This is a genomic window from Alcanivorax hongdengensis A-11-3 (assembly GCF_000300995.1).
Classification (GTDB): Bacteria; Pseudomonadota; Gammaproteobacteria; order Pseudomonadales; family Alcanivoracaceae; genus Alcanivorax; species Alcanivorax hongdengensis.
On record NZ_AMRJ01000002.1, the window covers coordinates 268,579 to 284,670 of the forward strand.

The window sequence follows — 16,092 nt, forward strand, 5'->3', positions numbered from 1 at the left end:
AAAAGCGGGAGGCCATCTCTGACCTCCCGCCCTTTGTTATCAAACGCTTTTCTCGATCAGCCGTAAATCTTGTGTACTTTGTCGGCATTGCCCGGCTTGAGAAAATACTGGCCATCACGAAGCAGCTGGGTAAAGCGCTCGGCGGCCTGGATGTTGCCGTGTTTGAACAGGCAACGCAGGTAGCCGGCTTCGTCGTAATCGAACACCAGCAGCTCCAGGGTCAGTTCCGGGTTCTCCATGTACAGGGTGCAATCGCGGGCATGGTCGGCGATGGAAAAGCCCGGCTGATTGAGCTTGAGCAAGCAGCCGAAGAAGTTGATATCCACCACCTTCACCGGTTGATTGAAGCGGAAGCGATCACCGACGCGGGATTCGCTGGTGACCCGGCCATGGTTATTGCAGGGGATCAGGCGCTCGGCCCGGCGGCGCTCGATGCTGGCGATATCGCTGCGCTCGAACCGCTCGATGCCCTGCACCGGGGCCAGGCTCTCGCCACGCAGGAAGGTGGAGAACAGGTCCAGCGATACTTCGCGCTTTTCCAGCTGGGGCAGGTGGTCGGCCCCCTTGATCAGCACGAACTGGGCATTCGGGCATTTTTCCGCAAAGGAAGCGTTTTCCCGAGGCAGGGTGAAGCTGTCGAATTCACCGGTGGTGACCAGGGTGTCGCATTCCGGGTAACCCAGCAGCCCTTCCACGGACAGCAGGCGACGGCCGTTGATCTTGTAACGCTCGCGCTCGTTGTCGGACAGCTGCTTCATCTGGCGATAGAACAACTTTCGCGCCGTGGGGCTGATGCCGGTTTCCTTGAGGCGGTCGTAATTGACCAGGTAGAGCACCACCGCCTGGCTGAATTCGTCCATGCGGCCCTGCTCCAGCACGCGCACCGATTCTTCCACCAGCATCCGCCAACTCTTGCGCGGGCGGGTAACGATGCCGGCGACGATCAGCTTGTCGGTCTGTCGGGGGTACTTGTAGGCAAAGGTGCTGGCAATGGCCGACCCCAGGGAAAGGCCCATCAGGTGAACCTTCTCCAGCCCGGTCTGCAGGGTAAATTCAAACAACAGGTCCGCCAGGTCTTCCATGCTCAGATCCGGCGCCAGCTGGTCATTGTTGCCCAGCGACGGCAGATCAATGAGGATGACAGGGAAGTCCTGATAGATGCGCTCTACGCAGTATTTGTAGGAGGTGAAATTCTGAAAGGCGCCACCCACCACCAGCAACGGCGGTTTGGCGGCATTCTCCGGGCTGGCAAAGGCAAGGTAGTCGATGCGCCACTGTCCGACCCACAGCTGACTGGGGGCGGCCTTGATGCCGGCGCGGCTGTATTCCTGATACTGAAAGCCCATGGCGTCTGGCCTCCGTACTGGCCTGATTTGTTATTGTTTTTGGGGCAGGCCCAGCGGCTTACCCGGCAACACCTATGCAAGCTACGACATACCCGCAAAAGAATCAGAGGGTTACCGATGCGTAGCAAAGGATTTCAATTCTTCACCATTTGTGTGCAAGCGTAAAGAGCCGGTTATCGTTATAATGCCGCTCTTGACTCCCATTTTCCGACAGTCACGCGATATTGATATGAACATCCAGCAGTATATGCAGGGTCTGGGCGAACAGGCCCGTCTCGCCTCCCGTGCCATGGCCCGCGCCAGCAGCGGCGACAAGAACCGGGCCCTGGCCGCCATTGCCAGCGCCCTGCGCAGCCACCGCAGCGCCATTCTGCAGGCCAACCAGCAGGATCTGGACAACGGCAAGAGCAACGGCCTGGACGCCGCCCTGCTGGACCGCCTGGAACTCACCCCGGCCCGTTTCGATGCCATGGTGGAGGGCCTGGAGCAGGTCATGTCCCTGGCAGACCCGGTGGGCGTGATCACCGACCTGGCCTACCGCCCCTCCGGCATCCAGGTGGGCAAGATGCGTGTGCCGCTGGGCGTGATCGGTATCATCTACGAATCCCGGCCCAACGTGACCATCGATGCCGCCGCCCTGTGCCTGAAATCCGGCAATGCCGCCATTCTGCGTGGCGGCTCCGAGGCCATCCACGCCAACCAGGCCATTGCCGAATGCATTCGGGTGGGCCTGCGTGACGCCGGCCTGCCGGACACCGCCGTCCAGGTGGTGGAAACCACCGACCGGGCCGCCGTGGGCGAGCTGATCTCCCACCCCGAATATGTGGATGTGATCGTGCCCCGGGGCGGCAAGGGCCTGATCGAGCGCATCAGCCGGGAAGCCCGGGTGCCGGTGATCAAGCACCTGGATGGCAACTGCCACACCTATATCGATGACCAGGCGGATATCGCCAAGGCCATCAAGGTGGCCTACAACGCCAAGACCCAGCGTTACGGCACCTGCAATACCACCGAAACCCTGCTGGTGGCCCAGGCCATCGCCGAGCGCGTGCTGCCCGAGCTGGCCGGCCAATATCGTCAGGCCGGCGTGGAGCTGCGCGGCTGCGAGCAAGCTCGGGCCCTGGTGGAAGGCATAAGCGAGGCCACCGAGAATGACTGGCAGGAAGAATACCTGGCACCGGTGCTGGCGGTGAAAGTGGTGCGTGATCTGGATGAGGCCATCGAGCACATCAATCGTTACAGCTCCGGCCACACCGAAGCCATCATCACCGAGAACTACACCCGGGCGCGCCGCTTCCTCACCGAGGTGGACTCCAGCTCGGTGATGGTCAATGCCTCCACCCGCTTTGCCGATGGTTTCGAATACGGCCTGGGTGCGGAGATCGGCATCTCCACCGACAAGATCCACGCCCGCGGCCCGGTGGGCCTGGAAGGCCTGACCAGCCAGAAATGGGTGGTGCTGGGCGACGGCCACATCCGCCAATAGTGACCATGCCTGCACCACAGCCCGCCGGGACCACGCCCCTGGTCCTGTTCGGCGGCACCTTTGACCCGGTCCACCGGGCGCACATCAGTGCCGCCCGGGCGGTGTCCCGGGTGCTCGGCGATGCGCCGGTGCATCTGCTGCCCAATGCGGTACCGCCCCATCGCCCCCAGCCCCTGGCGGACGGCGAGCAGCGCCTGGCCATGCTGTCACTGGCCTGCGCGCCCTACCCGGCCCTGACCGCCGATGACTGGGAACTGCGCCAGAGCGGCCCCAGCTACAGCCTCAATACCCTGCGTCATTTCCGTGACCGGATCGGCCAGCGGCCGCTGGTGTTTCTGATCGGCGCCGACAGCTTCGCCAGCCTGCACCAGTGGCACCACTGGCGCGACTACACCGGCCTGTGCCACCTGGCGGTAGTGCCCCGACCGGATTGCCCGCTGGCCCGCGATGAGGTGCAGGCCGCCTTCCCGGAAGCCTCTGCCGACGCCCTGCGACAGCAACCGGCGGGCCTGCGCCTGATGCTGCAACGGCCGTTTCTGGACGTGTCCGCCACCGCCATCCGTGACGCCCTGGCCCGCAAGGGGCAGTGCCCGGCACTGGATGATGCCGTGATTGCCCATATTCATCGCCACCATCTGTATAATGTGGCCCATTCTCCATCTGAACCTGACTCCGACAACGAGGCCCCATGAGCGACACCCCGCTTCTGCAACGGGTAATCGACGCCCTGGAAGACGTCAAAGCCCAGAACATTACCCAACTGGACGTGCGCGAACTGACCAGCGTAGCCGATGACATGGTCATCGCCAGCGGCACCTCCAACCGCCATGTGAAAGCACTGGCCGACAGTGTGGTGGAAGCGGCCAAGGAGGCCGGTCAGCCGCCGCTGGGCACCGAAGGCGAAAACGGCGGCGAGTGGATTCTGGTGGATCTGGGCGATGTCATCGTGCACCTGATGCTGCCGGCCACCCGTGAATTCTATGACCTGGAACGGCTCTGGCGGGACCCGCAACACCACCCCGACCGCAGCCATCAGGACAATTAATTGCGACTGGTTCTGCTCGCCGTGGGCACGCGCATGCCGGCCTGGGTCAATGACGGCTTCAGTGAATACCAGAAGCGCATGCCCCCGGAAATGCGCCTGGAGCTGGAAGAGATTCCGCTGCCCAAACGGGGCAAGGCCGACACCGCCAGCCTGATTCGCAGTGAAGCGGAACTGATCCGCAAACGGCTGGACAAATACCCCGCTGCCAGGGTGGTGGCGCTGGAAGTGAAGGGCCGGGCGCTGGACACCCCGGCCCTGAGCCGCAAACTGGGGGCCCTCAAGGATATCGGCCAGGATCTGGTGCTGCTGACCGGCGGCCCGGACGGACTCTGCCCCGCCCTGTCGGCCAGTGCCGACGAGCAGTGGAGCCTGTCCAACCTGACCCTGCCGCACCCGCTGGTGCGGGTGCTGCTGGCCGAACAACTGTATCGCGGCTGGACGCTGCTCACCGGGCACCCCTATCATCGCTGACTTTCATTGCTGCGCCGCGACCCTGATATGCGCCGACCGCTAACATTAAAAGATCACCACCACGAGCAGCGCATTTTCAGTGTGCGGCTGATGGTCGGCGTGATTCTGGTGCTGCTGCTGACGCTGGTGCTGTTCAGCCGCATGATCTGGCTGCAGATCATCGAGCACAACCGTTACACCACCCTCAGCGACAACAACCGCATTCAGACCCAGGCGGTGGCGCCACCCCGCGGCCTGATCACCGACCGTGACGGCGTCATCCTGGCCGAGAACCGCCCGGACTTTTCCCTGGAGGTGGTGGTTGAACAGGCCGGCGATCTGGAAGGTCTGCTGGGCAAGCTGCGCAAACTGGTCACCCTGGACGATGACGATCTGGATCAGTTTGAAAAGCGCCGCCACAGTGCCCGCCGCCCCTGGGAGCCGGTGCCCCTGCGCGGCCGTCTCACCGAGGAAGAAATTGCCCGTATCGTGGTCAACCAGTATCGCCTGCCGGGGGTACGCATCGTCGCCGACCCGATTCGCCATTACACCCACGGCATCCTGTTTTCCCATGTACTGGGCTATGTGAACCGCATCAACGCCCAGGATCTGGATGACATGAGCCTGGACCAGCAGCGCAATTACGCCGGCACCCACTTCTATGGCCGCAGTGGCGTGGAACGCTTCTATGAAGACCGCCTGCACGGCCAGGTGGGCTACCGCCAGGTGGAAACCAACGCCCGCGGACGGATTCTTCGCGTACTGGATGAGCAACCGCCGGTGCCGGGCAGGGACCTGCGCCTGACCCTGTCCATGAAGGTCCAGCAGGCCGCCTATGACGCCCTGGGTGACCGGCGCGGCGCGGTGGTCGCCATCGACCCCCGCGACAGCAGCGTGCTGGCGTTCGTCAGCCGGCCGGGCTTCGATCCCAACCTGTTCGTCACCGGCATTTCCCACAAGGACTATTCCGCCTACCGGGAAGACCACGACAAGCCGCTGTTCAACCGGGCCCTGCAGGGCCGCTATCCGCCGGGCTCCACCATCAAGCCCTTCATGGGCATCGCCGGGCTGGATGCCGGCGTCACCAACTGGCAGCGCACCATCTTCGACCCCGGCTACTACCAGCTGGAAGACAACCCGCACCGCTACCGGGACTGGAAGCGCTGGGGGCATGGCCGGGTGGATCTGCACAAGGCCATCGTGCAGTCCTGCGATACCTATTTTTATGATCTGGGCTTCCACCTGGGTATCGACCGCATCCACCAGTACCTGAGTGAATTTTCCCTGGGCCAGCCCACCGGTATCGACCTGAACAATGAATCCACCGGCATTCTGCCCTCCAAAAAATGGAAGAAAGCGGCCCGTGGCCGCCCCTGGTTCCATGGCGACACCATCAACGCCAGCATTGGCCAAGGCTTCGTGCTGGTGACGCCCCTGCAGCTGGCCACCGCCACCGCCATCCTGGCCAGCCACGGCAAGCAGATCACACCGACCCTGGCCGCCGGCGAGGTCCATCACACCGAGCGCCATGACCTGGTGCTCAAGGATGCCGACAACTGGCAGAAGATGACCGATGCCATGGTGGACGTGACCGAAACCCTGCACGGCACCGCCCAGAACATGCGCAACGACCAATACCGTGTGGCCGCCAAGTCCGGCACCGCGCAGGTCTTTTCCGTGGGCCAGGACGAAACCTACAACGAGAAGGAGATCGCCGACCGGCTGCTCGACCACGCCCTGCTGATCGCCTTTGCGCCAGCCGATGATCCGGCCATCGCCGTGGGAGTACTGGTGGAAAACGGTCGCCATGGCGGCTCCACCGCCGGCCCGGTGGCCCACCAGGTGATGGATGCCTGGCTGCTTAATGACAAGGGCGAGCTGGACGTGCCGCCGCCCCTGGCTGGCGCCCCCGGGGCTGACAACAACGGCAAGGAGACACCATGAGTCAGCGGGAATTCCTTCGCCAGATGCCCGGCCATACCGGCAGCACCCTGAACCCGGGGCTGGCCAGCCGCCTGCACCTGGATGCGCCCCTGCTTACCGCCCTGCTGATGCTGATGCTGGCCGGCCTTACCGTGCTCTACAGTGCCGGCGGCGAAAGCATGGAACTGGTCTGGCGCCAGTGCCTGCGCTTTGGCGCCGGCCTCACCGTCATGCTGCTGGTGGCACAGATTCCGCCACGCAGCTATCGCTTCTGGGCGCCCTTCGTCTATACCGGCGGCCTGCTGTTGCTGGTGCTGGTGCTGGTCATGGGGGTGGAAGCCAAGGGCGCCCAGCGCTGGCTGCCGATTCCCGGCCTGGGCCGCTTCCAGCCGGCGGAAATCATGAAGCTCGGCGTACCGGCCATGGTGGCCTGGTACTTCAGCGAACGCACCCTGCCACCGCGCTTGATGGACGTGGTCATCGCCCTGTTGCTGGTGGGCATGCCCGCCATGCTGATCGGCCTGCAGCCGGATCTGGGCACCGCCATCCTGATTGCCGCCAGCGGGCTGGTGGTGCTGTTCATGGCCGGGCTCTCCTGGCGCCTGATTGCCATCGCCATCATTCTGGTAGTCACCGCCGCGCCACTGATGTATTACTTCGTGCTGCACGACTACCAGCGCAACCGGGTGGATACCTTCCTCAACCCGGAAGCGGACCCGCGCGGTGCCGGCTGGAACATCATCCAGTCCAAAACCGCCATCGGCTCCGGCGGCGTTCAGGGCAAGGGCTGGCTGGAAGGCACCCAGTCACGTCTGGATTTCCTGCCCGAATCGTCCACCGACTTCATCCTCGCCGTGCTCAGCGAGGAATTCGGGCTGATCGGTATCTGTGTGCTGCTGATCATGTATCTGGTGATTGTCGGGCGCGGCTTCTTTATCAGCTGGCAGGCCCAGGAAACCTTTGCCCGCTTGCTGGCCGCCAGCCTGACAATGACATTTTTTATTTATGTTTTTGTGAACATGGGCATGGTGTCCGGACTCCTGCCGGTGGTGGGGGTACCGTTACCGCTGGTCAGCTACGGGGGCACCTCGATTGTGACCCTGCTGGCCAGTTTCGGCATGTTGATGTCGATTCATACACACCGAAGACTGATCAGTTACTGAACCGGGAGACGCGCCTTGCTGCGTTATTACAAGGGATGTCTGGCCACGCTGATGGCCGTTGTCACACTGCCGGCGCTGGCCGCCGATACCAGCAACTACGCGGACCGGCCCGAGGCCCGGCCGATCATTGAGGCGCTGGTCAAGGAAGGCATCGACGAACAGCATGTGCGTGCGCTGCTGGCAAACGCCAAACGCCAGGACAAGATCCTCGAGGCCATTGCCCGCCCGGCGGAAAAGACGCTGGACTGGGCCGCCTACCAGAAGATCTTCCTGCAGGACAGCCGCGTCCAGCAGGGTGTGGCCTTCGCCCAGCAACACCGCGAAACCCTGGACCGGGCCGAGCAGGAATATGGCGTCCCCCGGGAAATCATCCTCGCCATCATCGGCGTGGAAACCCGTTACGGGCGCCACATGGGCACCTACCGGGTGCTGGATGCCCTGGCCACACTGGGCTTTGACTACCCGCCGCGGGCGGCCTTTTTCCGCAAGCAGCTGCAGGCCCTGTTCGAGCTGGAACACGATGCCCATATCGACGCCTCGGCCATTACCGGTTCCTACGCCGGTGCCATGGGCTATGGCCAGTTTATTCCCACCAGCTATCAGGCCTTCGCGGTGGATTACGACAACGATGGCGTCACCGATCTGGTCAACAACCCGGTGGATGCCATCGGCTCGGTGGCCAACTACTTCCACAGGCATCACTGGCAGCCCGGCCTGCCGGTGGCCGCCCGCGCCCGGGTCAGCAACGAACGCTACAAGGCCCTCACCGCCAAGGGCGAAAAACCCTCCTTCACACTGAACCAGGCAGCCCAATCCGGTGTCACACCGCTGAGCTGTGACAATGACACCCTGACCAGCGAATACTGTTTCGACCTGCCCGGCGATACCCTGACGGCCCTGCTGGAACTGAACGGCACCGAGGGCGCGGAGTTCTGGCTCGTCAGCCAGAACTTCTATGTGATTACCCGTTATAACCACAGCCCCCTTTATGCCATGGCCGTGTTACAGCTCTCCCATCGCCTGGCAGCGGCCCTTGAGGAGAACACCTGATGCGTTTGTGGCTGGCCCTGAGCCTGACATTGCTGGTTTCGGCCTGCGCAACCACCACCCCGGTGACCACACCGGATAGTGGGCAAAGCCCCTCGCAGGCGGGCAACGGCGCCCCCGGCTCGGACCGTTACGCCCACGACCAGGACACCGCACCCATGGAGCGTCGGGACGTGGCCAGCCTGCCGGAACCGACCCCCAAGCAGGAGGCGCCCAGCCGTTACGGCAACCCCAAGACCTACAGCGTCTGGGGCAAGACCTACCATGTGCTGCCCTCGGCCAAGGGCTATGTGGCCGAAGGCACCGCCTCCTGGTACGGGCAGAAATTCCACGGCTATCGCACCTCCAGCGGCGAACCCTTCGACATGTATCGCTTTACCGCCGCCCATCGCACCCTGCCCCTGCCCACCTATGCCCGGGTGACCAACCTGGATAACGGCAAGAGCCTGGTGGTACGGATCAATGATCGCGGCCCCTTCCATGATGATCGCCTGATCGATCTGTCCTGGGCCGCCGCCGTGCGCCTGGGCATCGAGCAACACGGCACCGGCCACGTGCGCGTGGAAGCGCTGAGCGGCACCGATAGCCCCGCCGAGCAGCCCAGCAGCACGGTACCCACCGCAGTGCGGGCCGCCGTGGACAGCCCGCCACCCAGCTCCACCCTGTTCCTGCAGGCCGGCGCCTTCCAGACCCAGGCCGCCGCCCAGCGTATGCAGATGAAACTGCGCACCGAACTGGGCGTGGCCAGCCAGATACGCAACAATGAGCAGGGCCTGTTTCTGGTCTGGCTGGGCCCCTACCGCAATGACAGCGAACGCCAGCAGGCCCGCACCCGGGTATCACAGGCCGGTTTTGATTCGCCCATGCCGGTATCGCCCTGAAGCGCCGGCACTGACACCATTGCACTTATCCGGTGGTCGCCTAGAATGCAGCCCAAGCAGGTGCGGGATGTTTCTTTGATGATCGGGGAATTTTTCCACCGATAGCGGTCAAAGCCCTCTTGGGAGCCTCTGACCCCACCCTTGCACGCTCAGGCTTACAGGCTGGTTCACCCCCCCGGCCAAGGTAAAGAGGGGCGCCCTTTTGAAGGCGTATGTCGATCCATCGGCTTTTTCCCTTCAAAGAAAGGGCAACAACGAGTGTGGGCCAGAATGAAAGCCCCGGGGGGCGTGACCTGAAGCGCCCATCTGCTGCGCCTTGCCTCTAGGAAAGGGAACCACCCTGTCCGTCGTGACAAGACACAACAGCTGCACGCTTCAGGTCACGCTGAGCATGTAAGGGTGGGGTCAGAGGCTCCCGCCGCACCCACTCCCGAGCTCAGCCCAGCGGCCCGGTGACCAGGTAATCAACAGGCAGGATACCCATGAGCCTTCAAACCATGCGTTTTTTCACTTTCGCTCTGTTTTCTCTTTTCGGCAGTGTTTTTGCCCTGCAAGCCCAGGCCGATGACATCATGGTGCCGCGCGCACCGGAAATCGAAGCCAAAAGCTATGTGCTGATGGATGCCCAGAGCGGCCAGATCATCGTTGAGCACAATGCCGATCAGCGCCTGCCGCCGGCCAGCCTGACCAAACTGATGACTGCCTATATCACCGAAGAAGAGCTGCAAAAGGGCAACATCTCCGAAAAGGATATGGCTCCCATCAGCGTGCACGCCTGGAAAATGGGCGGCTCACGCATGTTCGTGCGCGAAGGCACCCGGGTTCCAGTGGGCGATCTGCTCAAGGGTATCGTGGTGCAGTCCGGCAATGATGCCAGCGTCGCCATGGCCGAATACATCGCCGGCTCGGAGGATGCCTTCGCCGACCTGATGAACCAGCATGCCCAGCGCCTGGGCATGAAGAACACCCACTACATGAACGCCACCGGCTGGCCCACCGACAACCACTACTCCTCGGCCCATGACCTGGCGATTCTGGCACGGGCGATCATTCGCAACTTCCCCGAGCACTACAAGACCTACGACATCAAGGAATTCACCTACAACGGCATCACCCAGCAGAACCGCAACCTGCTGCTGTGGCGTGACCCGTCCGTGGACGGCCTGAAGACCGGCCACACCGACGCCGCCGGTTACTGCCTGGTGGCCTCCGCCAAGAAAGACGGCATGCGCCTGATTTCCGTGGTCATGGGCACCGATTCCGAAAACGCCCGCGCCCGCGAATCCCAGAAGCTGCTCACCTACGGCTTCCGCTTCTACGAGACCTACAAGGCCTACAGCGCCGGTGACGTGCTGGATACCGCCGAAGTCTGGATGGGCCAGCGTGACCAGCTGCGCCTGGGCCTCACCGATGACCTGGTGCTGACCATTCCCCGTGACAGCCACAACGACCTGCAGGCGCAGATCAGCGTGCAACCCCAGCTCAAGGCGCCCATCGTGCAGGGCCAGAGTTACGGCAAGCTGACCGTGAAGATGGGGGACAAGACGCTGGTGGAAAAACCGCTGGTGGCACTGGAGAATGTGGAAGAAGCCGGTTTCTTCAGCAAACTCTGGGATCACATCATGTTGTTCTTCAAGAGCCTGTTCTGAGGCCATTACGCCATGAGCCAGGTGTATCTCAATGGCGCCTTCATGGCGCCCCAGGATGCCCGGATCTCCCCCATGGATCGGGGCTTTCTGTTTGCCGACGGCATCTACGAGGTGATTCCGGCCTACAATGGCGTGCTGTTCCGCTTTGACGAACACCTGGATCGTCTCGAACGCTCCCTGCGCGAAGTGCAGATCATCAATCCGCACAGCCGCGCGCAATGGCAGGCCCTTTGTGAAGACCTGATTGCCCGCAATAACGGCGGCAATATCTCCGTCTACCTGCAGATCAGCCGTGGCATGGCGGAAAAGCGCGACCATGCCTTTCCCGATCCTCCAGTGGTGCCCACGGTTTTCATGATGACCAGCCCCATTGCGGTGCCGGCGGCGGACAGCCCGGACACGGCCCGCGGCTATGGCGCCATCACCCGCGACGACATCCGCTGGGCCCGCTGCGATATCAAGTCCGTGTCGCTGCTGCCCAACAGTCTGCTGCGCCAGCAGGCCGTGGCCGCCGGCGCGGCGGAGGCGATTCTGCTGCGTGACGGTTTCGTCACCGAGGGCTCCGCCAGCAACGTCTTTATCGTCCAGAGCGGCACCATCATCACGCCGCCGCGCAGCCACGCGATCCTTGGCGGCATCACCCGCGACCTGGTCGTGGAACTGTGCCACCAGCACGGCCTGCCCCTGGAAGAGCGGGAACTCACCGAAACCGAGCTGCGCCAGGCCGACGAAATCTGGATTACCAGCTCCACCAAGGAAGTGGTGCCGATCACCACCCTCAATGGCCACCCGGTGGGCCAGGGGCAACCGGGCCCGGTCTGGAAAGCCCTGGCACACCACTATGTTCGACACAAACGCCGCCTGTGCGGTCTGGATTAAGCGAGGCAGCCATGTCCACCGATGACACATCCCCCAGCGCCAATGGCATCAACGAACAGCTTTGGGACTTTCCCCATGACATGCAGCTGAAGGTTGTCGGCGCCGTGGACGCGCCGCTGGAAGAGGCCCTGATCGACATTCTCAATACCCACCTGGACGATTTCGATCCCGGCCGTCACCTGAACAGCAAACTCAGTGGCAAGGGCAATTTCATTTCCTTCACCGCCCAGGTCACCATGCAGAACCGCGAACAGCTGGAAACCATTTACCGGGCCCTGAACGCCTGCCCCCACGTCAAGATCACCCTCTGACAACCGGTTCCTGCCGGTTTTTCAGGCGTTTTGGCCGGCCGCTCCAGGCCGGCCATTACATTACGTAACCGCCCTTCACAGCCCGACACGCAAGCGCCACCAAGCTGTTATTGGTCTGGCACAACCGTGCCGCTAACGTTGTTCCCATAAGAACAACAGTCGGGATAGCTATAATGAAAACGCTTGTCGCACTCTGTCTGCTGGCAGGCATGGCCGCCATCATGGTCCAGCCTGCGCCCTCGTCCATGCATTACGCCCGCTTTGATCGCCCCAACGGTATTGTTCCCGCCATGCCCCGCAGCCCGGATATGGCCGAGCACCAAACCGGCGCCACCACCGGCATGGACCCGCTCAATACCTTCCAACTGAATCCGAATACCGACGCCCTGCGTGCCAGCATCGCGGTTTCCGACCTGAATCTGCACTGGGCGCAGCGCCGTCAGGGCAAACCCTCTATCTGAGGTTGCTGGCTGAGAAATTCATTGTCGCGAGATTGATTGTTGTAACCCCGCGAGGGGTTCTGCCTTGGCCCGGCGCCCCCGCCGGGCCTTTTTTTCCTGCCCCAGGATGCCAAGATTTCTTACATCCGGACGCCGACAAAGGCAGCCCGCCCGGCCTATAATCTGGCCATGGACACTCTGGTACGCTATTTCCCGACGGTGGATTACCCAACCTGCTGGCAAGCCATGCGGGACTTCACTGACCGCCGCGACGACAACCGCACCGACGAGCTGTGGGTGCTGGAACATCCCCCGGTTTTCACCCTGGGGCAGGCCGGCAAGCCCGAACACGTGCTCAATGCCGGCAACATTCCGGTGGTGCAGAGCGACCGTGGCGGCCAGGTCACCTACCACGGCCCTGGTCAGACGGTCATCTACCTGATGCTGGATATCCGCCGGCTGGGGCTGGGCAGCCGCGGCCTGGTCAATGCCATCGAAGCCGGCATCATCGACTTTCTTGCCAGCCAGGGCATCCAGGCCCGCAATCGCGACGATGCTCCCGGCGTCTACGTGGATGGCGCCAAGATCGCCTCACTGGGCCTGCGTATCCGCCGTGGCGCCAGCTACCATGGCCTGGCCATCAACCGCGACATGGACCTGGCCCCCTGGCAGCGCATCAACCCCTGCGGCCATGTGGGCCAGCCCATGACTACCCTGCAGGCCCAGGGTGTCCATCTGAGCCGGGATGACATGGAGCACCAGCTGGTGGCACTTTTGGCCAAACGTCTGGGGCTGACACCCCGGACAGCGCCCCCGCCCGGCTGGTACAATGGCGACACTGACACTTCCTTACCTGCCACGGTTACGGATACCCCATGAGCGAACAGGCACAGGCCAAACGCAAGGTTCAGATCGGCGACAAACTGCGTGGTGCCGACAAGGTCCGCACCATCCCCATGGTCAACGAGGAAAACGGCTATCAGCGCAAGCCGGACTGGATTCGGGTGCGCGTTCCGCCGGGTGGCGAAATCCAGCGCATCAAGAGCATGTTGCGTCAGCAGAAACTGCACACCGTCTGTGAAGAAGCCGCCTGCCCCAACCTGCCGGAATGCTTCGGCGGCGGCACCGCCACCTTCATGATCATGGGTGACATCTGTACCCGACGCTGCGCCTTCTGCGACGTGGGCTTTGGCCGCCCCAACGCACTGGACCCGCAGGAGCCACTGCACCTGGCCGAATCGGTGGAGAATCTGGGCCTCAACTACGTGGTGATTACCTCCGTGGACCGGGACGACCTGGCCGACGGCGGCGCCGAGCATTTCGCCGAGTGCATTCGCCAGGTGCGCAGCCGCACCCCGGACACCAAGATCGAAATCCTCACTCCCGATTTCCGCCCCTGCCTGGACACTGCGCTGGAGATCCTTGCCGCCACCGCGCCGGATGTGTTCAACCACAACATCGAAACCGTGCCCGAGCTGTACAAGCACATTCGCCCCGGCGCCCGCTACCAGCACTCGCTGGATCTGCTCAAGCGCTACAAGGCAGTGCGGCCCGATGTCAGCACCAAAAGCGGCATCATGGTGGGCCTGGGCGAGACCTTCGAACAGGTGATCGGCACCCTGGAAGACCTGCGAGCTCACGACGTGGACATGCTGACCATTGGCCAGTACCTGCAACCGAGCAAACACCATGCTCCAGTGGAGCGCTTCGTGCACCCGGACGAGTTCCGCGAATACGCCCGGGTCGCCAACCAGTTGGGCTTCAGCTCGGTGGCCTCCGGCCCCATGGTGCGCAGCTCCTACCACGCGGACCTGCAACACCAGGGCGTGGATGTGGGCGCCGTCTAGCCCCTTCCCGCGGGCGTAAATTTACATTTGCGCCCGCTGACCCCGGGCGGGCTTTCCAGTAGGCTTGGTAATCACTGACTAACCACCAAGTGCCGTCAATCTGGACCCTGCTATGCTGTATTGCGCCACCCGTTGGCTCACCGTTGCCCTGTTACTGTTTGCCGGCCCGGCCATGGCCGAACCGGTGGCCGCCGACCTGCCCCACCCGCAGCTGCAACCGGTACTGAACCAGGCCCAGAAAATCGATCTGCCGGACCAGGCACTGGCGTTGGCGGCCATTCCGCTTAACGGCCCCGGCAAGGCCCGCTATGTGAATCCGGACGAAGCGGTCAGCCCCGGCTCGATCATGAAGCTGGTAACCACCTATGCCGCCCTGGAACTGCTCGGCCCCAATTATCACTGGCATACCCGGCTGTACACCGATGGCACCATCGACGGTGACACTCTCAACGGCAACCTTTACTTTGTCGGCAGTGGCGACCCCAAGCTCACCGAGGAACGTCTGTGGCAACTGCTGCGTGAATTGCGCGGCTATGGCATTCGCACCATCAATGGCCAGCTGCGCCTGGACGGCAGTTTCTTCCATCTGCCCAACGGCATCCATGACTTCAACGACGACGGCGACAACCCCAATGCGCCCTTTCTGGTGGAGCCGGACAGCCTGCTTACCAACCTGAACGTGGTGCGCTTGCGCGCCCGCGCCGACGATCGTGGCATTCATACCTGGATGGAGCCGGACCTGGCCTCGGTCACCGTCAACAACCAGCTGGTGTTCAAGACCTTTGGCCACTGCCCGGCGCGCTACCAGTATGATTTCCAGCCCAGAACCCTGAGCAACGGCAAGGTCGAGGTGACCGTCACCGGCGTGCTGCCCCGTGACTGCAGCACCGACAGTTACCTGTCGCTGTTTTCCCAGCGCGACTACACCGCCGCCCTGCTCACCAGCCTGTGGCAGCAGGTGGGTGGCACCTTCACCGACAAGGCCGATATCGACCATACCCATCTGGCCACTCTACCCCGGGGCGCCACGCTGCTGGCGACCACCTCCTCGCGGGATCTGGTCACCATGGTGCGCGATATCAACAAGTGGAGTAACAATGTGATGGCGCGCCAGCTGTTTCTCACTATCGGAGCGGAACGCCGTCAGCCCGACGACCAGGACGACCTGGCTGCCGCAGAACGGGAAATCCGCCAGTGGCTCGCCCACAAGGGTATCGACGGTCACGCCATGGTGTTCGAGAACGGTGCCGGGCTGTCGCGCATCGAGCGCATTACCGCCGGCCAGATGGCACAACTGCTGGAGCAGGCCTGGCACAGCCCCTATTCCGCCGAGCTGATTTCCTCGCTGCCACTGGCGGCCATGGATGGCACCATGCGGCGGCGCCTGCGCGATGCTGACATGGATGGCCTGGCCCACATCAAGACCGGCTCACTGAACAACGTGCGCTCCGTGGCCGGCTTTGCCCGCGATGACAACAACACCACCTGGGCGGTGGTGGCCGTGATCAACCACCAGCAGGCCTGGAAAACCGAAGCGGTGCTCGACACCCTGCTCAAGCAAATCCACCTGGCAGCCCGGCCGACCACCATCACCACCGCCACCAATTAGGGTTCACGTGGCGGGT

16 protein-coding genes are annotated in these 16,092 nt (G+C 63.0%); 15 read left to right on the forward strand and 1 reads right to left on the reverse strand.

What is annotated here, in order from left to right:
- Positions 1-56: 56 nt before the first annotated feature.
- Positions 57-1,346 (reverse strand): alpha/beta fold hydrolase, encoded by a 1,290-nt coding sequence (locus tag A11A3_RS02900; protein WP_008927766.1) that lies wholly within the window; start codon positions 1,344-1,346, stop codon positions 57-59.
- 229 nt (positions 1,347-1,575) lie between these two features.
- On the opposite strand from A11A3_RS02900, the gene A11A3_RS02905 reads away from it, so the two are divergent.
- The 15 genes from A11A3_RS02905 to dacB all read left to right on the forward strand — a co-directional run bounded on the left by A11A3_RS02905 (position 1,576) and on the right by dacB (position 16,076).
- Positions 1,576-2,832, forward strand: a complete 1,257-nt coding sequence (locus A11A3_RS02905) for a glutamate-5-semialdehyde dehydrogenase (RefSeq protein ID WP_008927767.1) — start codon at positions 1,576-1,578, stop codon at positions 2,830-2,832.
- 5 nt (positions 2,833-2,837) lie between these two features.
- Entirely contained in the window at positions 2,838-3,524 is a 687-nt protein-coding gene (gene nadD / locus A11A3_RS02910) for a nicotinate-nucleotide adenylyltransferase (protein WP_008927768.1), read from the forward strand.
- Entirely contained in the window at positions 3,521-3,877 is a 357-nt protein-coding gene (rsfS, locus tag A11A3_RS02915) for a ribosome silencing factor (RefSeq protein ID WP_008927769.1), read from the forward strand. The genes nadD and rsfS overlap by 4 nt, the downstream gene beginning before the upstream one ends.
- Positions 3,878-4,348, forward strand: a complete 471-nt coding sequence (rlmH, locus tag A11A3_RS02920; protein WP_008927770.1) for a 23S rRNA (pseudouridine(1915)-N(3))-methyltransferase RlmH — start codon at positions 3,878-3,880, stop codon at positions 4,346-4,348.
- A gap of 27 nt (positions 4,349-4,375) precedes the next feature.
- Positions 4,376-6,271: a penicillin-binding protein 2 gene (gene mrdA, locus A11A3_RS02925; RefSeq protein ID WP_040296619.1), complete on the forward strand. Its 1,896-nt coding sequence runs from the start codon at positions 4,376-4,378 to the stop codon at positions 6,269-6,271.
- Positions 6,268-7,413, forward strand: a complete 1,146-nt coding sequence (gene rodA / locus A11A3_RS02930) for a rod shape-determining protein RodA (RefSeq protein ID WP_008927772.1) — start codon at positions 6,268-6,270, stop codon at positions 7,411-7,413. Before mrdA ends, rodA begins: the two co-directional genes overlap by 4 nt.
- 15 nt (positions 7,414-7,428) lie before the next feature.
- The gene (mltB, locus tag A11A3_RS02935) at positions 7,429-8,463 is read left to right on the forward strand and encodes a lytic murein transglycosylase B (RefSeq protein WP_008927773.1); all 1,035 of its coding nucleotides are present in this window, start codon (positions 7,429-7,431) and stop codon (positions 8,461-8,463) included.
- Positions 8,463-9,341 carry a septal ring lytic transglycosylase RlpA family protein gene (locus tag A11A3_RS02940; RefSeq protein ID WP_008927774.1) on the forward strand — a complete coding sequence of 293 codons (879 nt, stop codon included), beginning with the start codon at positions 8,463-8,465 and terminating at the stop codon, positions 9,339-9,341. Before mltB ends, A11A3_RS02940 begins: the two co-directional genes overlap by 1 nt.
- A 482-nt stretch (positions 9,342-9,823) precedes the next feature.
- A complete protein-coding gene (locus A11A3_RS02945) occupies positions 9,824-10,990 on the forward strand; it encodes a D-alanyl-D-alanine carboxypeptidase family protein (RefSeq protein WP_008927775.1) in 1,167 nt (388 codons plus the stop codon).
- Positions 10,991-11,002: 12 nt separating this feature from the next.
- The gene (dat, locus tag A11A3_RS02950) at positions 11,003-11,869 is read left to right on the forward strand and encodes a D-amino-acid transaminase (RefSeq protein ID WP_008927776.1); all 867 of its coding nucleotides are present in this window, start codon (positions 11,003-11,005) and stop codon (positions 11,867-11,869) included.
- 11 nt (positions 11,870-11,880) lie between these two features.
- Complete coding sequence (locus A11A3_RS02955; protein ID WP_008927777.1) at positions 11,881-12,180, forward strand: YbeD family protein; 300 nt, start codon at positions 11,881-11,883, stop codon at positions 12,178-12,180.
- Positions 12,181-12,353: 173 nt separating this feature from the next.
- Positions 12,354-12,641, forward strand: coding sequence for a hypothetical protein (locus tag A11A3_RS02960; protein ID WP_008927778.1), 288 nt, complete (start codon positions 12,354-12,356; stop codon positions 12,639-12,641).
- 168 nt (positions 12,642-12,809) lie between these two features.
- Positions 12,810-13,499, forward strand: a complete 690-nt coding sequence (gene lipB / locus A11A3_RS02965; RefSeq protein ID WP_008927779.1) for a lipoyl(octanoyl) transferase LipB — start codon at positions 12,810-12,812, stop codon at positions 13,497-13,499.
- Positions 13,496-14,467 carry a lipoyl synthase gene (lipA, locus tag A11A3_RS02970; RefSeq protein WP_008927780.1) on the forward strand — a complete coding sequence of 324 codons (972 nt, stop codon included), beginning with the start codon at positions 13,496-13,498 and terminating at the stop codon, positions 14,465-14,467. The genes lipB and lipA overlap by 4 nt, the downstream gene beginning before the upstream one ends.
- 112 nt (positions 14,468-14,579) lie before the next feature.
- Entirely contained in the window at positions 14,580-16,076 is a 1,497-nt protein-coding gene (gene dacB / locus A11A3_RS02975) for a D-alanyl-D-alanine carboxypeptidase/D-alanyl-D-alanine endopeptidase (RefSeq protein WP_008927781.1), read from the forward strand.
- Positions 16,077-16,092: the final 16 nt, after the last annotated feature.